This is a genomic window from Xanthobacter sediminis (genome assembly GCF_043195015.1).
Taxonomy (GTDB): Bacteria; Pseudomonadota; Alphaproteobacteria; order Rhizobiales; family Xanthobacteraceae; genus Xanthobacter.
In genome coordinates, this window is sequence record NZ_JBAFWH010000005.1 from 208,299 (window position 1) to 226,435 (window position 18,137).

20 protein-coding genes and 3 pseudogenes are annotated in these 18,137 nt (G+C 62.7%); 9 read left to right on the top strand and 14 right to left on the bottom strand.

Translation table 11 applies throughout. The features are described 5' to 3' along the window. Positions 1 to 250 precede the first annotated feature (250 nt). Together V5F61_RS08980 and V5F61_RS08985 are read right to left on the bottom strand one after the other, a co-directional pair. On the bottom strand, positions 251 to 1,615 hold the full coding sequence (locus V5F61_RS08980; RefSeq protein ID WP_234051984.1) for an O-linked N-acetylglucosamine transferase, SPINDLY family protein: 1,365 nt from the start codon (positions 1,613 to 1,615) through the stop codon (positions 251 to 253). Positions 1,616 to 1,803: 188 nt separating this feature from the next. Beyond that, a complete protein-coding gene (locus tag V5F61_RS08985; protein ID WP_234051985.1) occupies positions 1,804 to 2,607 on the bottom strand; it encodes an N-formylglutamate amidohydrolase in 804 nt (267 codons plus the stop codon). Positions 2,608 to 2,708: 101 nt separating this feature from the next. Between V5F61_RS08985 and V5F61_RS08990 the strand changes: the two genes are divergently transcribed. Beyond that, the gene (locus V5F61_RS08990) at positions 2,709 to 3,515 is read left to right on the top strand and encodes a transglutaminase-like domain-containing protein (RefSeq protein WP_393987907.1); all 807 of its coding nucleotides are present in this window, start codon (positions 2,709 to 2,711) and stop codon (positions 3,513 to 3,515) included. Positions 3,516 to 3,655: 140 nt separating this feature from the next. Beyond that, positions 3,656 to 3,910, top strand: coding sequence for a 30S ribosomal protein S21 (gene rpsU, locus V5F61_RS08995; protein WP_234051988.1), 255 nt, complete (start codon positions 3,656 to 3,658; stop codon positions 3,908 to 3,910). 75 nt (positions 3,911 to 3,985) lie between these two features. On the opposite strand, the gene V5F61_RS09000 is transcribed toward rpsU, so the two are convergent. Continuing rightward, positions 3,986 to 4,357 (bottom strand): hypothetical protein, encoded by a 372-nt coding sequence (locus V5F61_RS09000; RefSeq protein WP_234051989.1) that lies wholly within the window; start codon positions 4,355 to 4,357, stop codon positions 3,986 to 3,988. A 147-nt stretch (positions 4,358 to 4,504) separates the two neighbouring features. Between V5F61_RS09000 and V5F61_RS09005 the strand changes: the two genes are divergently transcribed. Together V5F61_RS09005 and V5F61_RS09010 are read left to right on the top strand one after the other, a co-directional pair. Beyond that, positions 4,505 to 4,711, top strand: coding sequence for a hypothetical protein (locus tag V5F61_RS09005; protein ID WP_234055156.1), 207 nt, complete (start codon positions 4,505 to 4,507; stop codon positions 4,709 to 4,711). 175 nt (positions 4,712 to 4,886) lie between these two features. Beyond that, positions 4,887 to 5,096: a cold-shock protein gene (locus tag V5F61_RS09010; protein ID WP_234051991.1), complete on the top strand. Its 210-nt coding sequence runs from the start codon at positions 4,887 to 4,889 to the stop codon at positions 5,094 to 5,096. A 465-nt stretch (positions 5,097 to 5,561) separates the two neighbouring features. Here the strand turns inward: V5F61_RS09010 and V5F61_RS09015 are convergent. The 3 genes and pseudogenes from V5F61_RS09015 to V5F61_RS09025 all read right to left on the bottom strand — a co-directional run. After that, positions 5,562 to 5,855: pseudogene (locus V5F61_RS09015) on the bottom strand (transposase); the annotation flags it as partial. A gap of 16 nt (positions 5,856 to 5,871) precedes the next feature. After that, entirely contained in the window at positions 5,872 to 6,954 is a 1,083-nt protein-coding gene (locus V5F61_RS09020) for an IS110 family RNA-guided transposase (protein WP_393987908.1), read from the bottom strand. Between the two features lie 279 nt (positions 6,955 to 7,233). After that, positions 7,234 to 8,110 (bottom strand): annotated as a pseudogene (locus V5F61_RS09025) (IS3 family transposase); the annotation flags it as partial. A gap of 68 nt (positions 8,111 to 8,178) precedes the next feature. Here V5F61_RS09025 and V5F61_RS09030 point away from each other — a divergent pair. Further along, positions 8,179 to 8,436 (top strand): annotated as a pseudogene (locus V5F61_RS09030) (ATP-binding protein); the annotation flags it as partial. Positions 8,437 to 8,442: 6 nt separating this feature from the next. On the opposite strand, the gene V5F61_RS09035 reads toward V5F61_RS09030, so the two are convergent. Next, positions 8,443 to 8,757 (bottom strand): serine integrase family protein, encoded by a 315-nt coding sequence (locus V5F61_RS09035; protein ID WP_393987909.1) that lies wholly within the window; start codon positions 8,755 to 8,757, stop codon positions 8,443 to 8,445. A gap of 216 nt (positions 8,758 to 8,973) precedes the next feature. On the opposite strand from V5F61_RS09035, the gene V5F61_RS09040 reads away from it, so the two are divergent. Together V5F61_RS09040 and V5F61_RS09045 are read left to right on the top strand one after the other, a co-directional pair. Then, positions 8,974 to 9,270, top strand: coding sequence for a DUF1402 family protein (locus V5F61_RS09040; protein WP_393987965.1), 297 nt, complete (start codon positions 8,974 to 8,976; stop codon positions 9,268 to 9,270). A gap of 93 nt (positions 9,271 to 9,363) precedes the next feature. Continuing rightward, the gene (locus V5F61_RS09045) at positions 9,364 to 9,864 is read left to right on the top strand and encodes a GrpB family protein (RefSeq protein WP_393987910.1); all 501 of its coding nucleotides are present in this window, start codon (positions 9,364 to 9,366) and stop codon (positions 9,862 to 9,864) included. A 54-nt stretch (positions 9,865 to 9,918) separates the two neighbouring features. On the opposite strand, the gene V5F61_RS09050 is transcribed toward V5F61_RS09045, so the two are convergent. The 3 genes from V5F61_RS09050 to V5F61_RS09060 form a co-directional block, all read right to left on the bottom strand. After that, a complete protein-coding gene (locus tag V5F61_RS09050) occupies positions 9,919 to 10,569 on the bottom strand; it encodes a hypothetical protein (protein ID WP_234051994.1) in 651 nt (216 codons plus the stop codon). Positions 10,570 to 11,110: 541 nt separating this feature from the next. Continuing rightward, the gene (locus tag V5F61_RS09055) at positions 11,111 to 11,395 is read right to left on the bottom strand and encodes a conjugal transfer protein TraD (RefSeq protein WP_234051995.1); all 285 of its coding nucleotides are present in this window, start codon (positions 11,393 to 11,395) and stop codon (positions 11,111 to 11,113) included. 1 nt (position 11,396) lies between these two features. Continuing rightward, on the bottom strand, positions 11,397 to 11,723 hold the full coding sequence (locus tag V5F61_RS09060) for a conjugal transfer protein TraD (RefSeq protein WP_234051996.1): 327 nt from the start codon (positions 11,721 to 11,723) through the stop codon (positions 11,397 to 11,399). 181 nt (positions 11,724 to 11,904) lie between these two features. Here V5F61_RS09060 and traA point away from each other — a divergent pair, with 181 nt between their 5' ends. Together traA and V5F61_RS09070 are read left to right on the top strand one after the other, a co-directional pair. Then, positions 11,905 to 14,763 (top strand): Ti-type conjugative transfer relaxase TraA, encoded by a 2,859-nt coding sequence (gene traA, locus V5F61_RS09065; protein ID WP_393987911.1) that lies wholly within the window; start codon positions 11,905 to 11,907, stop codon positions 14,761 to 14,763. A gap of 129 nt (positions 14,764 to 14,892) precedes the next feature. After that, the gene (locus V5F61_RS09070) at positions 14,893 to 15,108 is read left to right on the top strand and encodes a helix-turn-helix transcriptional regulator (protein ID WP_393987912.1); all 216 of its coding nucleotides are present in this window, start codon (positions 14,893 to 14,895) and stop codon (positions 15,106 to 15,108) included. A gap of 40 nt (positions 15,109 to 15,148) precedes the next feature. Here the strand turns inward: V5F61_RS09070 and V5F61_RS09075 are convergent, their stop codons facing one another. The 4 genes from V5F61_RS09075 to V5F61_RS09090 all read right to left on the bottom strand — a co-directional run bounded on the left by V5F61_RS09075 (position 15,149) and on the right by V5F61_RS09090 (position 18,072). Next, a complete protein-coding gene (locus V5F61_RS09075; RefSeq protein WP_234051999.1) occupies positions 15,149 to 15,571 on the bottom strand; it encodes a tyrosine-type recombinase/integrase in 423 nt (140 codons plus the stop codon). A 65-nt stretch (positions 15,572 to 15,636) separates the two neighbouring features. After that, positions 15,637 to 16,905 (bottom strand): cation:proton antiporter, encoded by a 1,269-nt coding sequence (locus V5F61_RS09080; protein ID WP_394057532.1) that lies wholly within the window; start codon positions 16,903 to 16,905, stop codon positions 15,637 to 15,639. 11 nt (positions 16,906 to 16,916) lie between these two features. Then, positions 16,917 to 17,351: an acyl-CoA thioesterase gene (locus V5F61_RS09085; RefSeq protein WP_234052001.1), complete on the bottom strand. Its 435-nt coding sequence runs from the start codon at positions 17,349 to 17,351 to the stop codon at positions 16,917 to 16,919. Next, a complete protein-coding gene (locus tag V5F61_RS09090; protein WP_234052002.1) occupies positions 17,341 to 18,072 on the bottom strand; it encodes a glutathione S-transferase family protein in 732 nt (243 codons plus the stop codon). The genes V5F61_RS09085 and V5F61_RS09090 overlap by 11 nt, the downstream gene beginning before the upstream one ends. Positions 18,073 to 18,137 lie beyond the last annotated feature (65 nt).

The following is an 18,137-nucleotide window of genomic DNA, read 5'->3' on the forward strand; positions in this document are numbered from 1 at the left end:
GAGCCAGCATATTCCCCCATGGGGTGGCGCCGAATAAAGATGGCTGCCTCCTCAAGGGAGTGGAGCGCCTCGATTCTTCCGTCGACGCCAAGGCGTAGCGCATGCTCGGGTGGCTGGGACATGGAGGGCTCCAGATGTTGTGATGGTGCGGATACGCAAGCCTTGCCGCCGATCTGGCGAGCCTCGCGATGATCCAGCATCGGCGAGGAATGCGGCTTTCGGATGTCCCGGGGACCTGGTAGGGATGCCGTCACTTCGCCCATGCGCTCACTGTGGAGGGCCGCAGCTTGGCGCGGTGGCGCGCAACCATAGCGTGATAAAGGGCTTCAAGGCTGAGGGTGTAGGCTGCAACATCGAAGAGGGGCGTCGCAAGCCGGTTGTCGGCAAGTCGCGCGTTGATGGCGGCCATCTCATCGGGTGCGCTAGCGAGGCTGAAGGCCAGCTCGAAATAGCTCTGGAGGCTGTGGGTGACGAGGTCGCCGAGCCCGATGGCGTGGAGGATTGAGCCCGCCACGCGCGAGGGGAAGGTCGCGCCCGGACAGGTGATGAGTGGCACCCCCGCCCACAGAGCGTCGCTCGCCGTCGTGTGGGCGTTGAACGGCGCGGTGTCGAGCATCAGGTCAGCGAGCTGGAGCCGGGCCAGATGCGCCTCCTGCGGCAGGTTGGCGCCGAAGATCAGACGACGTGCATCCACGCCGCGGCGGATGACCTCGCTCCGCAGGTTCCCGGTCGCATGGGGGTGGTCCAAAAGCCACAAGACGCTGTCCGGCACCAGGGCCAGCAGTCGACACCAGATGTCGAAGATCTCCGGCGAAATCTTATAGGGCTGGTTGAAGCAGCAGAAGACGAAGCCGTGATCCGGCAGCCCCGCCGCGCTCCTCTGCGGTTTCTTCCCCACCGGCGTGCCGCGACCGTGGGGATGATAGGTGTGCGGCATGTAGGCCAGGGCTTCCGCATAATCCGGAGCGCTCTGCGGGGGCGTGAGAAACCGGTCTGTGATGAGATAGTCGCAGATGCCCGAGCCCATCGTTCCAGGGTAGCCGAGATAGCTGACGATGACCGGCGCTGGCCGCAGCAGGACGATGCCCGTGCGGGCCCGAGCGGTAAAGCCCTTGAGATCAATGAGGATGTCCACGCCATCCGCGTGAATGGCTTCGGCTGCGGCTGCGTCGTCCATGGCGCAGATGTCCACGAAGCGGTCACACGTCGCCATGAGCCGGCGGCGCATGGGCTGCCCGTCGTCGGCGCCGAAGGAGTAAGCGAAAACCTCGAAGTCGTCGCGGTCATGGGCTTCCAACACCTCCACCAGCAGGTGGGCGGTGGCGTGCTCCTGGAGATCGTTGGAGAGATAGCCGAGGCGGATCTTCTCCCCATCGCGGGCGGGGTAGGCGAACCCGCGCGCGGCGCGCGCACCGTGGGCCGCGGAGCGACGATCCCGGGTCCAGAGCTCCGAGCAGGCCCGCTGCTGAAGCGGGCTCATGCCCGGCACCGAAAGCAGGTGGAAGGGTGAGAGGCGATGGCCGATATCGTCCGCCAGGGCAGCCTCAAGGGCGAGGTCGTCGGCGTCGAGGTCGCTCCATTCGCATATGCCACGCTTGCGCCCGAAGTTGTCCATGGCCGACCTTCCGTTCCGAAACGCCGGCCTCCAGCCATTGTGGCCGAAGACATCTGGCACACCGGGCGGGGATCGACACCCCGCCCTCCAAAGGTCAGACCCTTCAAATTAAGCAAGAACTGCGCCGAGATGCGACCCGCCTGCCAATGCTCTTTGCGGCGCCGCGTGCTAATCTGGCGGGGTGCCCTTCAGGAGCGTTGCAGACATGGCGTTCTCATGTCGGCGGACGCCACCAGCGCCGCCGACAGAAGGCCGGCGAGGCGCGTGCCCCAGGCCAGTTGATCCGGCGCGCGCGCGATCAGGTCCTGGCGGATCTCAAGGCCGGCATGAAGGATGCCGCGCCGTTCGCCGTGCACGGGAATGGTCCAGTCCGTCGCGTCCGAGACATCATATGGGGCGTTGTCGCCAACCGTCAGGTCGCGTTCCCTCCGCAGCAGGTCAAGCAGCGTGCCGGCAAAGCGGCTGTCACGCTGATGAAGAACGCCGATGTGCCATGGACGCTGTACGCCGCCGAACACAGGCGTGAAGCTATGCAGCGCGACAAGGATTGTCGGCTTTCCGGCGGCCTGCCGTTGGTCGAGTACGGCGGCGATGCGCTCGTGATAGGGCTCGAAGAGCGCCTTCTCGCGGGACCGACGCGCCATGACGTCAATGGCTTGGTTGCCCGGCACATGCGTGCCGTCGCTGGTCTCGAGAATGGACTGTGGCGTGCCGGGCGGCCGATTGCAGTCGATGACGAGGCGGGAATAGTTCTGTTGTATGAGTGGCGCATCGAGTAGGTCTGCCAAGGACCGACCCACCTCGGCGATGCCGAGGTCCCAGGCAATGTGCCGCGCGCGGTCCGCGGCTCCGAGACCGAGGTCCCCGACTGCACGAGGTAGGGCGTTTCCCGCGTGATCCGAAACCAGAAGGAACGCGGATTGACCACCGGCATTGAAGAGTGAGACCGGCGGCATCTCATCCGCCGCCAACAAAGAGGTCGTTCCGCTCACGTGAGAGCCCTTCAGGCACAGACTGCACCCCATGCGCGGTCTCGAGCCACGCGCATCATAACCGATCACCCGGGCGACGCCCGCAAATCCTAGAGGTCCAGATGCTCATCCACGCAGGTTACGAGATCTCCTATGCGTGCCCCCAGCCGACACCCATGATCCTGACCTTGAGCGTGCATCCCTCCCGCATCTACGATCTGGAGACCCTCGACCGCGCTCTGTTCAATCCAGCGATCGCGGCCAACACCTATCACGACAGCTTTGGGAATTTCTGTCACGTCATCAACGCGCCGGCCGGCCAGCTCACCATCCATACGGATTTCATCATCCGCGACAGTGGCCAGTTGGATGACGTAGCTCCCGATGCGCCGCAGCACGCGCTCTCAGATCTGCCGGTGGATGTGCTGCTGTTTCTCCTCGGCAGTCGCTATTGCGAGACCGACCGCCTGAGCAACATCGCCTGGTCGATGTTCGGTCACGTGCCCAAGGGATGGCCATTGGTCCAGGCCATTTGTGATTTTGTGCACAAGCACATCGCCTTCAATTATGCCCATGCGAGCCCGCTCAAGACCGCCTTCGACGCTTACACGCAAAGGCAGGGAGTGTGTCGCGACTTCGCGCATCTGGCCATCACCCTGTGTCGTTGCATGAATATTCCTGCGCGCTATTGCACGGGCTATCTTGGCGACATCGGAGTGCCGCCGGATCCTGCGCCCATGGATTTCAGCGCCTGGTTCGAGGTCTATCTCGGCGGCCGCTGGTACACTTTCGATGCGCGGCACAACATGCCGCGCATCGGCCGCATCCTCATGGCTCGGGGGCGAGATGCCACCGATGTTGCGATGGTCACGTCATTCGGACCGTCGACACTGGTTGGCTTCAAGGTGGTGACTGCGGAAGTCGCCTGAACCGATGGGCCAGCGCGAACCCCATGGCTTTGCGGCGCCCACCCTTCTATCATGCCGGCGGCCGGCGCTCCTCCGGCCGGTCCGACCGAGTGGCCACACCGTGGTCAGGGATTCGGGGCGATTGGCAGATTGGATATCTTTTGCAGGTTCTTGTCCGAGACAACAATATCGACCAAGCCCTTAAAGTCCTCAAGAAGCGTATGCAGCGTGACGGCATTTTCCGCGAGATGAAGCAGCGCCGCGCCTATGAAAAGCCGTCCGAGCGCCGCGCCCGCGAGCACCAGGAAGCGGTGCGACGCCACCGGAAGGCGGCCCGCAAGAAAGCACAGCGAGAAGGTTTGATCGCAGCTCCCAAGCGTCGCGTCGCAAAGCCGGCGGGATCGCCCGACCGGTGATTTCCGGGTGAGGCGGAGCCAGCGGCGTGCGGCACGTGATGCGCTGGCTGCCCCGGCCCGGCCATTTCCGGGGCATCAATAATACGGGCGAGCGAGCTGCGCCCGGGCCAGGGGGTGATCGTCACCACCGAGTGCCTCCACGCTCCATGTGTACATTCCGCTGCTGCACGGCGCTTTAAAGGGCACCGCGCCGCGCGGGATGGTACCGCTCGCGGGCAGCGGGACATCGTTCGCTCCGAGTGCTTCGTTGTTGGAATTGGTCAGAACGAACCGCAGTCGGACCGTCCCCGCCGGCACGTTGGCGAGCTGGAATTCTGGGCTTGTGGCACTCGGTGCGCACAATTCGATACCGATCCAGGTAAAATCGAGCGTCATTTCGGGCGAATACGCAACGGCCGTGGAAGCTCCGCCGCAAAGAAGGAAGCTCAGTACGCTCAAAATTCTCATTACGGCTCCTCGACCTCCGCGCCGAGGCCAACCTCAAGATAGCATAGCTTGAGAGGCTTTGATGCATATGGAAGATGTCTAGAAAAATAAAAGCTCTCGTTACACGGAGATCCCGGCGGCGCGCCATAAACTGTGCTAAAAGAGGCAATGAGCGCAAAATTCAAGATCGGCGGCTGGGTCGAATTCGCTGCCGGCTTTCGGACTCCGGCAGGGCAATTTCGGATCATCCGCGAGATGCCGCCGGACAATGGTGAGCCAAGCTATAGGGTCAAGGGCGAGAACGAGGCGTTCGAGCGCGTGGCGCGGGAATCCCAGCTGCGTCGCCTTGGCGTGCCGGCCGAGAGTTCCGATTAAATATTTTCCGGCCTTGCCATAAACATAATCGCTCTCTATCTTGAATTTGTCTGATTTTGACGGCTGATTTTCTGGTGCCTCTGCGCACTTGGTGATGACTTCCTTCAAATTCTAGCATTTGTCTCGTCCGAGGTTTCGGGCGAGCTCTCCTGTGCACGATTGAAAGGAAATCGTCATGAATATCGGTGTCGTGAAGTGGTTCAATGCCACCAAGGGTTTCGGCTTCATTCAGCCGGACGACGGTGGGACCGATGTGTTCGTTCACATCTCCGCCGTTGAGCGCGCTGGCATGCAGACGCTCGCCGAAGGGCAGAAGGTTCAGTTTGAAATCGTTCGGGACAACAAGTCCGGAAAGAGCTCGGCTGGCAATCTCCAAGCTGCGTGATGTTCTGATGCCATCGACCACGGATGTACTGGCGTTGGCATGAGACGCGCTTGAAGATGATAGCGAAAGGCTCCGTCTCGATGAGGCGGAGTTTTTTGTTTTTTGGGAGAGATTAGCGTGAAATGAATAGAAAAATTTCCGGAAATTGTGTTATTATAGCTGATGGGACCAATTACAACTCATCAAAACCAGCTCTCCAGCGCTGAGCGTACGCGCCAGCTGGAGGAATCCATAGCCCGCGCCATGGATCGCTATAGAAACGACTTTGAGGCGGTTCGCGAGAAGAGCGCAAGGCTGCGCGCTGCGCGTGAGGCCCTCGAGACGGAGAATACCTTGAAGAATAATGCGAGCCGGACGCCGGTGCGTAAGGTTCGTCGTGTTGCCGGCACACGCTGATCCCTCTCTGAGGTGGTCCCCATTTGGCGGACAGTTTGGTGGCTTTGCCGGGCGTAGTTCTGGTGTGCGTTACGCTGCTATGTTGATGCCGTCGCGGGCCGTATGGACCTCCTCCGGCGTTCTGCCGCCGAGAGCCGAGTGGGGCCTCGTGCGATTGTCGTCGGTGACCCACCTGCCAATCCCGGCCCGAGCCTCGGAACCGGTTTCGAAGGCATCGAGGTAGATGCACTCGTATTTCAGCGACCGCCAGAGGCGTTCGATGAACACGTTGTCAATCCATCGGCCGCGGCTATCCATGGAGATCCGCACGCCGGCCTCCAGCAGGATCTGGGTGAAGCGCGGGCTGGTGAGCTGGCTGCCCTGGACGCCCTTCTGTTTGTCAAGCGGCGATTCGGGTGGCGTTGATCTCCCTCTGGCGCTGCATGATCAGGGTAAAGACTTCTCGCGCCAGGTAGCGCTTCAGGGAGCGGATCGCGTCGAGCTTGGAATGGCCGCCGGCGATGCGGCGAGCAACGAAGTCCTTGGTTCTCTGATCGGTGCGTAACCTGCCGATGGCGATGATGTGGAGAGCGCTGTTGGCGCTGCGATCGCCGCCACGGTTCAGGCGATGCCGGATCGTTTTGCCGGACGAAGCGGGGACGGGGCTGACGCCACACAGGGCAGCGAAGCTGGCTTCGGTACGCATGCGTTCAGGATTGCCGCCCGCAGTCAACAACAGTTGTGCGGCCCCGACATGGCCGATCGAGTTGCGCTCGATCAGGTTGGGTGCCAGCTCCTCGACGATCGCGGCGATCATCGCATCGAGATCGGCTATTTCGTCGTGCAATTCGAGGTAACGCCGGGCAAGGGATTTCAAGCTGATCCTGTAGGCCGCCTCGACTTCTCGATAGGCAGTGAGGTCGGGCCTCCACGCTGCCAACATGCGAACCAGCTGCATTCGGGTCAAGGTTCGCAATTGGTCCCGCAGTCCGTCGGGCGCGGCCACGATTGTGTTGTGGATCATCTGCAGGGCGATGCGCCGCGCCGTCACCGCCGTCTTGCGGCAGGCCACCAACACGCGCAACGCCTCGATCATCCCATCGCGGCTTCGCGGTGTGACGGTGCGCTGGCCAGCGAAGGCGGCATGAGCGGCGCTCTGTGCGTCGAGGTCGTCGCTTTTGCCTCGCTTTCGGCGATCCTGCCGATCGGGTGTCGTCACCTCCAGGACGGTCACCCCCGCCTGTTGCAGGAAGCGCAGAAGGCCGGCGCCGTAGCTGCCGGTCGATTCGACTCCCACACGCTGGACACTCCCAAACGAGCGCATCCATGCCAACATCTGCCGATAGCCCTGCCGGGTGGTCGCGAACGAGCGCGTCCCCAGCACGCGATCATGAACGTCGACGACGGCTGCGACGTGCAAATCCTTGTGGGTGTCGACGCCTCCGATGACAATGCGGGCGTCTGCCTCTTCCTTCCCGTCCATGTTTGCCCTCCTGGTTCGACCGAACGGCTTCACCAGACCAGCTGCATGGACAGGACAGTCACTTGACCCAATGGTCAGGCCCTTCTCGGGTCACAGGCAACGGCGAGGTGAACCCTCACCGCAAGGCGTTCCCGGGCGGCCGACAGGTCCGGGGAAAGACACGTCGGTCGATCGGAGTGCGGGTCAGGCCGCACCGGGCGCCTCACGGCGCCAGCTTAACCGGAGGGTCGATCGGTGTTCGAGTCAGGCCACCCGGGAACTGGCCTCAATCCATTGACTGTCGGTATTGAAGATGCCGGGCCGCCCGAACCGGGACAAGGCCTTCTCCAGTCCCTCAATGCAGAAGTCGGCCTCCATGGTGTTCGACAGCCGCCATAGCAATCCGGCACGGATTGCGGGCGCAATCCTTTGGACAGAACCCCGCGGCTGTGCCAGTCCATGATGGCGACCGGGTACAGGAACCCGCGCCGCATCGGGATGTCGATGATGTCGGCGCACCAGACCTGGTCAGGCCTGCCGATCGCCGTGGTCCGCAGGAGATAGGGGAAGACGCGGTGCTGCGGGTGCCGCACTGTGGTCTTCGGCCGCTGGTAGATGGCGGCCAGGCCCATGCGGGCCATGAGGCGCCGCACGCGCTTGCGCCCGACCTCATGTCCCCGCCGGCGCAGATGGCGGACCATCTGCCGCGAGCCGTACCAGGGCGTCTCGAGGAACTGGCCGTCGATCTCTCGCATGACGGCGAGGGTCTCGGGGCCTTCGGTCCGCGGGCCGCCGTAGAACGCCGACCGGCTGATGCCGACCAGGGCGCACTGGCGCGTGATCGGCAGGTGCGGGTGATCCGGTTCGATCATATCGCATCTCGCCCCCACGCTCAGCGCCCGGAGGCCCGGCGCAAAAAATCCCGTTCCACCACCAATTGGCCGATCTTGGCATGGAGCTGGTCGACCTCGCCCTCGCGGGCGGCCTCGGCGGCTTCCGCCTTGCCGGAGAACACCGTGGCCATCCCCTCGACGGCCTGCTTCTTCCAGGCGTTGATCATGGTCTGGTGGACGCCGTGCTTCGCAGCCAGCTGTGCCACCGTCTGCTCGCCGAGCTGTGCCTCCAGGGCCACCTTCGCCTTACACTCTGCGGAATACCGCTTCCTCTTCCCGGCCATCGGGCTCGTCCTTCCGTCAGGCCAAACCAAGCTTAGCTCCCTGTCCAATTCTCGGGGACCACCTCATCGCCGAATGGGGCGACATCTTCGGCAGCCCGGTCGTCGCCACCGCGCTGCTCGACCGCCTGCTCCATCACGCCGTCGTCGTCAAGATCGAGGGATCGAGTTATCGGATGCGCGAGCATGCCGCCCTGCTTCCCGAAAATATCCGCGCTATCCCGCCGGCCAACGCGTCCCAACCCAAACGGCGCGGACGGCCGCCGACGAAGCAACCGACCGAACACCAATATGGCGCCACCCCGGCGCCATATCCGCAGCCAATCTAGGGAATCTTAAGCGCCCACAATCCGGGAAACTTCGGTGCCCGTTGACATCTCCTTGATGCCCATGGGGCCAGACGTACCGTCGCCCTGCAGATAAAGATCGAACATGAGCCGGACGAGTTCGGCTTCGACAGGATCGACGATGATCCGCTTCTTGGTGCGGTGGCCACGCTTCTCCACCTCTTCGAGGGTGAAACCGAGCGGCAGGCGCGCCCCGTTGTAGAAGCCCTGCCGTGCGTTCTCCTTCATGGCGCGCAGGACATGCTTGGCATTCTCGCGGGACTGGTATTCGTCGAACAGGGCGATGACCTGCCGCATCATCACCTGGGCGGGATCGTCCCCGAGTTCCTGCCAGAAAGCGCTTCCGGCATAAATCCATCACCATCCCGATTTGAGCAAGGCCGAGGCACGGCGATGCCGCGCGATGGCGGGCAGCGCTGCGGTCTGTGGGGTCTCCGCGCTGCCTGCCATTAGGTCATCGAACGCCATTCCATCCGGCAACCGGCCCGAAACGCAACCGGCTATCCCCAGGCCTCGGCGCTGCGAACGCGGGCTTTCGCCACGACCTACGAGGAAAAGTGCGAGAAAATCGTCGCGCTTCTCGCGCGCGACCACAAGCTGATGCACCAGGTCAGACAGGTGGCCAAGGTCTATGCCTTGACCCCATCCACATCGTCGGGGCGCTGGTCGGGGAACATGTCTACATCATCTCCGTTGCGACGGTGCGCCGGCGTAATCAACGCCTCGATGACGCGGCTTTCGGCCGCCCTCCCTCCAGGGAGGGGCTGCAATCTCTCGGTAGTAGAGCGCAAACCGCTTGCGGATGAACATCCATGATGTCAGATTCAAAAATGATAGTGAGGACATCGCCTCAAATTCAGGCTATGATGCTTAGTACCACTCATTGTCCGAAATCAGCAATAGCCCTCCATGGATAGCGTCACGCTAATAGCGCCAACACATCACGAATGGCAAGAGCGGTTTGCACATCATGCAACTGTGCTTAGAACGATACTTCCAGATGCAAAAATAGAGCATATTGGAAGCACTTCACTTGGCTTTATATATGCGAAGGATGTGGTCGACATAATGATTGGAGTATCACCGCTTGCAATAACGCCAGCAAGCCGCTTGCTCGTCCAGAATGGATATATCTCAGAAGGTGATACACCAACACACGCATGGCTTTGCTGGCCCAATAATATCTATCGAAAAGTTGTTGTACATGTCCTTGAATATCAAGGGCGACAGTGGACTGACAGAATAATATTTCGCGACTACCTGGCAACTCACCACGATGTGGCTGCGGAATATGAAGCTCTGAAGTCATCCATTACAGTAAGTAGGCCTACATGGGCCGCTTACACGAATCAGAAATCAAATTTTGTATCATCGATTGTTAAAAAAGTACGATCTATAACGGATATTTAAGAGGATGCCGCGATCGAAATATTTGGACGATCGCGGCATCCGATCTCGTATACCTCAGCCGGCCTTAGGTCGGGTCTCGAAACGAATGTTCTCGTAGTTCATGGCGACGTGCCGGTCGGCATCGTCGAGCTTTTGAATGTCGAAAGGAACGATCTCGCCGTTATGCAGCACCTTGTAGTCGCTGGACGAGATGATCGTGTCTGGAGTGGTAAAGCTCCCCATATAGTTCTTGTGCGCCGCCCCACGAAACGCGGCCCGATGCTGCATGAAATAGGCCAGATCCAGGAAGCCGACCATGAACGCGATATTGAGGCCCTCCGCGGCACCGATATCCCATTTCCACAGAGCGTGAAATTTCTTCCGGATCGCCTGATCCGACTCCCAAAGCGCATGCTTCAGACGTTCGAACGCAGCTTCGTCGGCGATGGTAAACTCGCAGATGGTCAGGTAATTGACGAACCTTTCGCCGAATACGCAGCTCGACCCGAGCGTGAAGATATCATGCCGAGGGAATTTCTCGCGAAAGAAATCCAGCTCCGTCAGGAACAAGTCCTCAAGCGGAGGTCGGGTACTCTGGCCATAGATATGCTTCTTGCTTTCGGGAATATATTCGAACCCTTTGGAGATGCAGAGCAACTGCTGCTGGTCGTCTTCTGCGACGATCACAGTATATTCGGTTTCGGGAGCAACTGATGCAAGCGCCATGTCCAAAATCTCCCACTACCCGTGATTGGGCTATATAACGGTGTTAGCTATCGGTTGTAGAGTCAAGCTGAAAGCGCGCTCCAATTGCACCCATTAAGAGGGCGATTGAGAAGGACTCTCAGGGGAGGTTTTTGGCGATTTATAGGGCGTCGGAATCATGGGACGAGCCAACGTCCTATGCCCGGGACGAAGCTGCCCGCACGCCACCGCTACGACACTGACCTGACAGACGGACAATGGGGTCTGATCGCCCCCATGATCCGGGAAGCATGCTCGGGCGAGTGGCCGAGGAAGGCGACGTTGCGCGAACTGGTGCATGCCATCCTCTAATTCCCGTAGGCCGCATGGCGTGACGGCTGCTACCCCATGATCTGCCACCGTGGCAGATGGTCTATCTTTTACTCTTTGCGCCGCTGGCAGCGCGAAAGCGTCTGGGACCGCGTCTACCACACCCGCGTCATGGGACCGCGAGCGCAGCGACATGGCGCCGTCGCCCTCCTGCGCCGATGGCAACGCGATCGTCCCCTTCTCAAACACATTCTCAGAGCGTGTCTTCTTCCCCTGACCACAACGCACGTCGAAGGGGGGAGTTTGGCGGTACTGATGCTCGGCTATTCTCGAACGCCATCTTCCCCAGTTTTGCCCAGACGCCGTGCGCCTGTTCCCCTCGCTCGCTTCGGAGCTTTTCGGCCATCCAGAGTAGCGCGCCGTAGATGGTGGCACGGTCGTCGCCGGTCAGGTCCACGACGCCGGATTTGACGACGAGACCGCCAAGTTCAATCAGATGTTTCGCGCGCTTGCGGCGTTCGACCTGCCACACCTTCATGTCATGCCGCGCCCGTTGCGCCTGATGCCGGTTGCGCGCCGCCCGATTGCGCTGGAGCGCCGCCGTTGCCGCCGTCATCGCCGCGCGCAGATCGTCGCGACTTGCTCCGAAACCACGCGGCCCCGCGCTTCGCCCACGCCTCCCGCCTTCCGGCCTCTTTCGTTTCGGCAATGGCGACCAGCGCCCCCGCCAGCTCGTCGGGGGTGAGCGCATCGGCCCCGGTAGCAATCACCAGATCGCCGAGTTGCTGCACCTTCCGCGTTTTCAGTTCCCGCGCCTTGTCTTCCAGCGCTTTCAGTTCGGAATCGTAGTCGCGTGGTTTGCGCATGTGTCGTTCCCATCGTCTTCGCCTGCTGCCGATGCGATGAGGTTAATTGAGCGCGTTGCGGAATGCTTCTATGTTGCCGGGACAGCGTGAGACGCGGCGGCCCGTCCCGAGAAATTCGTTTCGAGGGCGCGCTTATACGTCGTTCCGACGTGCGCTTCGCCGTGGTGATGTTCGGATCGCGATGGCGATCTATCATCTTCACGTCAAGGTCATCGGCCGCAAGGCCGGCTCCAGCGCGGTGGCCTCCGCCGCCTACCGCTCGGCCTCGCGGCTGCGCGACGAGCGCATCGACCGCGTGCAGGACTTTTCCGCCAAGCGCGGCGTCGTCCATTCCGAGGTCATGTTGCCAGAGAACGCGCCCGTGGCATGGTCCGACCGCGAACGGCTCTGGAACGATGTGGAGGCGTTCGAGGTGAGGAAGGACGCCCAGCTTGCCCGAGAGGTGGAGTTCGCCCTTCCGCGCGAGATGAGTGAGGCCCAGGGCATTGAGCTGGCCCGCGACTTCGCGCAATCCGAATTTGTCGATCGAGGCATGATCGCCGACCTCAATGTGCATTGGGACTTGGCCGAGGACGGGACGCCCAAGCCCCATGCCCATGTCATGCTGACCATGCGATCCGTGGACGAAGATGGCTTCGGCCCGAAGGTGCGGGACTGGAACGTTACCCAGATGGTCGAGCGGTGGCGCGAACGCTGGGCCGAGCTGGCCAACGAGCGGCTGGCCGAACTCGACATCGACGCACGGATCGACCATCGCAGACTGGAAGCGCAGGGCATCGCGCTGGAGCCGCAAAGCCAGATCGGTGCGCCCGCGCAGCGGATCGAGGGCGAAGGGTTAGACGCCGCCGACCGTGCCGAGATGCACCGCGAGATCACCCGCAACAATGGCGCCCGCATCATCGCCGATCCTTCGGTGGCGCTGGATGCCATCACGCACCAGCAATCCACCTTCACGCGCCGCGATATGGCGATGTTCGCGCATCGGCACAGCGACGGGATCGACCAGTTCAACGCGGTCATGGGCGCGATGCGCAACGCGCCCGAGCTGGTCGAACTCGGCAAGGACGGACGCGGCGAGGATCGCTTCACCACCCGCGACATGATCGAGGCCGAACAGCGCCTGCACCGCGCTGCCCAAGTCATGGCCGAGAAGGAACACCATGGCGTGCGTGATGCGGGCCGCGAAGCGGCGCTGGCGCGCGCGGAAGCGCGCGGCCTGGTCCTGTCCGGCGAGCAGGCCGAGTCGCTGGCGCATGTCACGGATGGGCGCGATCTCGCCGTCGTGGTCGGCTATGCCGGGACGGGAAAGAGCGCCATGCTGGGCGTGGCGCGCGAAGCCTGGGAAGCGGCGGGTTATGAGGTCCGGGGCGTGGCGCTGTCCGGTATCGCCGCCGAGAATCTGGAAAGCGGATCGGGCATCGCCTCGCACACCCTTGCCAGCCTGGAACACGGTTGGGGACAGGGGCGTGACATGCTCACGTCCCGCGATGTTCTGGTGATCGACGAGGCGGGCATGGTCGGCACCCGCCAGTTGGAGCGGGTGCTGACCCATGCCGCCGAGGCCGGCGCCAAGGTGGTGCTGGTCGGCGATCCGCAGCAATTGCAATCCATCGAGGCGGGCGCGGCGTTCCGCTCTATCCATGAGCGCCACGGCGGGGCGGAGATCGGTGAGGTCCGCCGCCAGCGGGAGGACTGGCAGCGTGACGCCACGCGCGATCTGGCAACCGGCCGAATCGAAGATGCGATCCGTGCCTATGACAGTCACGGCATGGTCCACGCCGCGGCGACACGGGAACAGGCGCGCGACGATCTGATCGACCGCTGGGACCACGACCGGCAGGCGTCGCCCAACAAGAGCCGCATCATCCTCACCCACACCAATGCGGAGGTACGGGAACTCAACGAGGCGGCCCGCGAACGGATGCGGGAAGCCAGCGACCTTGGCGAGGATGTGCGTGTGACAGTCGAGCGTGGCGAACGCAACTTCGCCAGCGGGGATCGCGTCATGTTCCTGCAAAACGAGCGCGGGCTTGGCGTGAAGAACGGCACCCTCGGGACGATCGAGCGGGTCAGCGACCAATCCATGTCCGTGCGCACCGACGATGACCGTTCCGTTGGCTTCGACCTCAAGGACTACAATCGCATCGACCACGGCTATGCCGCCACCATCCACAAAGCGCAGGGCATGACCGTGGATCGCACCCAGGTCCTGGCGACGCCGGGCCTCGACGCCCATGGCAGCTATGTCGCCCTGTCGCGCCACCGCTCGCGTCTGGACCTGCATTACGGCCGCGACGACTTCGCCGACCGGGACCGGCTTGCCCGCACCCTGTCGCGCGACCGGGCCAAGGACATGGCCTCGGACTACGAGCAGCTTGATCCGGTGCAGGACTATGCCGAGCGGCGCGGGATCACCTTCCGCGAGCGTGTGGTCGAGATCGTGCGCAAGGTCCTGCCGGACAGGACGGTGGCGGAAGACCCGGAAGCGGTGCTGCGCCGCGCCCGCACCAGGGCGCTCATCCGCCATGCCCGCGCCGTGGATGCGATCTTCGCGGTGCAGGAGCGGGGCGGCAAGGCGAATTCGGAGCAGGTGAAGGCTTTGCAGGACGCCCGCAAGGCCTTCGAGGAGGTGCGGCCCCATGGCTCGCGCGATGCGGAAGCCGCCTACGAGAAGAACCCGGAACTCGCCCGGGAAGCCGCTTCCGGCGGCCCCGCCCGCGCCATCCGCGCCCTCCAGCTCGAAACCGAAATCCGCACCGATCCGCAGCGCCGTGCCGACCGATTCGTGGCGCGCTGGCGGGACCTCGGCCGGACCAGCCAACGCCAATACGAGACAGGCGACATGTCCGGCTACAAGGCCACACGGTCGGCCATGGGGGACATGGCGACGAGCCTCGAACGCGATCCGCAGATGGAATCCATCCTCGCGGGCCGCAGGAAAGACCTCGGCATCGGGATCGAATCGGGCCGCGGCCTCGGCGAGGACCTCGCCTTCAATCATGGCCTCGGCCGGGGTCGAGGACGGGGGATCGGGTTGTAGAGCGGTCCTATTTTCCGCAGCCTGTACCCCCTGGTACGACGATACGAAAAATACTCTTGCGGGCTCGTGGCGGCTTGCTCTGTCTGGAGCGGGGGCCGTCAGAAACAACCGGCGACAGGCAGCGCAGCCATGCCCGCACCAGACCGTATCGTCCGCCTGAAGACCGTCCTTGCCCGGACCGGGCTGTCCCGCTCCACCATCTACCGCAAGATCGCCGAGGGCACGTTTCCGGCCCAACTGAAAATCAGCACCAACGGCGCCGGATGGAAGGAATCCGACCTCGATCGCTGGGTCGCCAACCCCACGGCGTGGCTGCCGGAGGAAGTGCGCAGCGATGGCCGGTGAGGCCGCCGCGCCCCATCCAGCGCATAAGCGATACCTTTCCTCACGACATTCGCTTCAAACGATCAATGCAATCTGCCCACGCCTGCATCAACTCGATCCGCTCCGGCCAATAGCTCGCCCGGTTGTACGCACGTCGGATTTCATTCTGATCCTGATCACCGAGCGCGGCCTCGATCACGTCGGGCCGGAAACCCCGTTCGTTCAGTATCGAGCTTGCAGCTGCCCGGAAGCCATGTGCGGTCATCTCATCCTGAGTAAAACCCATGCGCCGCAGCGCCGCGTTCATGGCGTTCTCCGACAGGGGGCGGGCATTGGAGCGGATGGAGGGGAACACGAGCGTGCTCATGCGAGCGACCTCCTTCACCTCGCGCAACACATCGAGCGCTTGCTGCGACAGCGGCACGTCATGCGGTCGGCGCACCTTGGTACGGGTGCCGTCGATGCGCCAGATCGCCTCCTCCACGTCGATCTCTGCCTATGTGGTCAGAGCTCGTCGCGCACCGCGAACTTCCAAGCAGTCGTTCGGCATCATGGCGTCTGCTCACCCAACGAAGCTGCCTGGAACTTTCTTCGGTTGAACAGCTTCAAAAGTGGAGTCGTCATCAGGGTCGTCGTGATCGCGACCAGAAGTAGTACGAAAAATGCCGTCGGCGAAATCAGGCCCAGGTCCAAGCCAACAGAAAGCACAATGATCTCCACCAGCCCTCTCGCATTCATCAGGATCGCGACGGATCCAGCTGTTTCAGAGGGCAGTCCCGACCAGCGTGCGGCAAGATAGCCTCCACCCGCCTTGCCCACGATGGCCGCGGTGAGAAATGCAACGAACCATGGCCATACATCAAGTGGCGCGAGATCGCCCGCTTCCATCTTCAGGCCGGCGGACGCGAAGTACAGTGGCACCAGAGCAAGATTGACGAACCCCTCCATCTGCGATTGCCAATGGTGCCGCTGTTCCCGCAGCACGACGCCGGCGAGCAGGCCGCCCAGCGCCCCATGCAAGCCCGCCTGGCTCGTGAGCCAGCCGAACAACAGCGCGAACGACAGCATGACAGCCGCGACTGCGCTTGACGATGTGGCCCCATCGTCCGGCCCTATTTCATTGTGCAGCCGCCTCATAAACTTGCGAGCACCCCATGCCACCAGCCCCAGGATGACCAGCGCGCCGGTGAGGCGACCCGCAGCCCATTCGGGCGAGCTGCCGGCCGCCGCCCATGCGGCGATGGTGGCGAGCATGAGCCAGCCGATGATGTCTGTGACCGCGGCCGCGGCGATGCCGAGGCGCCCTGCTGCCGTGCCTTCCAGATCGAGGTCTGCAATGATCCGGGCCAAGACCGGCAGCGCGGTAATAGAGAGCGCCACGCCACAAAACAGGACATAGGCGGCTTTGGGTTGTCCGGGTGCGATCGCAGTATGGGACAGAACCCCAACGCCAGCCCCAAGGCCGAAGGAGAGCACGACGCCAGCGATCGCCACGGCGATCACGGTCCTGCCCTCGCCGCGCATGTTCATATGTGCCGCCTCGAACCGCAGGCCAACCTGAAACAGCAGGAGGACCAACCCCATTTCGCCCAGCACACCAAGGCTGCCCTGCGCACCAACGGGAAAGACGAGAGCGTGAAGCTGTTCGCCGATCATAAGCATCAGGAAGGGACCCAGCAGGATGCCGGCGGCGATTTCCCCGATGACGCGAGGTTGCCCGCATCGCAGAAACGCCGTGCCAGACAGGTGGCAGGCTAGGATGATCAGCGCGATCTGCAAGAACGGGGCGCTGATAACGCCTTCCTGAAGTGCTGACATCATGCCCTCCGCTATGGCTCCACCGTGGCCCCGGTCAGCGTCCTAAGTCTCGCAGCTTCTCCAGGTGGCAGAGGCCGCGGGCGCCGGCTGCGCCTGTCGATGAGCACGATCACGGTTTCGGCCAGAGCCGCACACCGGCCCTCCTGGAACAGAACCTGCGAGAGCTTCATCGAACTGCGGCCGATCGAGGCAATGCGCGTGCCGATCGCTACATGGCCGGGCCACTTCAGCTCAGCCCGGAAATCCAGTTCCAGCCGCGCGATCACGAACTCGCCGCCCTCGACGGACAGGGGAGTGCGGGAGTCATAGAGGATCTCGACGCGTCCGGTCTCGAGGAAAGTCGCAAACACCGCATTGTTGACGTGCCCTTGCCGGTCGGTGTCGGCAAATCGAATCTTGTCTGAAGACTGCACCGGATAGTCTGCAAGCTGTGGATCATCTGCCATCGTCACCTCCGACGCATGGAAGAAACGGTCGTGTCGCCGAACGAGCCATCCCGCCGAAGGCATCAAGGAGCCGATTGCGCCATGCGTCGATGGGGTCATCGGCTGTCAGCACCTCCCGGCTGCTGGTGCAGCGAGCCCACATGAACAAGCCGAAGACGCAATAGTCCGCGTAAGCCGGCGTCGCGCCAGCAAGGTACGGCTGCGAACGAAGCTGGCGACGCAGCGGCGCCAGCGACTGCCGCAAGTGATGGAGATTGTCCGCCACCGGCGCGACGATGTCCTCGAGGGTCGCGCCGAAGCGTGCCTCGCGCGACGCTCGAAAATAGGTCTGATCTTCCGGGATCAGGAGACGATGGATGTCCAGCAGCAGGATACGAGCCATTGCCGGCAGCAGCGTCGCGTCGACCCATTGGTTGACGAAAGCAGTCAAAGGAAGCGCGGCCGCTGGGCCGAACAATGATGGACGATCGGGATAACTCTGTTCCAAGTGCTGGGCGATCTGCCAGGAGTCGCCGATCGCCGTGTTGCGATCCTCAAGAACGGGAACCGTCTCCAGGCCGGTGAACGCAATGCGCGACTTCTCCGTGAAGTGCCAAGGCAGGCATCGTGCCACGAGACCTTTGTGCGCGAGTGCCATTCGGGTCTTCCAGCAATGGGGGCTGAACCGCAATTCGAGGTCGGCGCCAGCCAGCTCGTAAAGGGTCAATCTGGCTTCATGCATGGACTATCCTCCTGACGACGGACGCCCCATCACTGCGTCGCTGTCTCCAATCGCCACGGACAGGC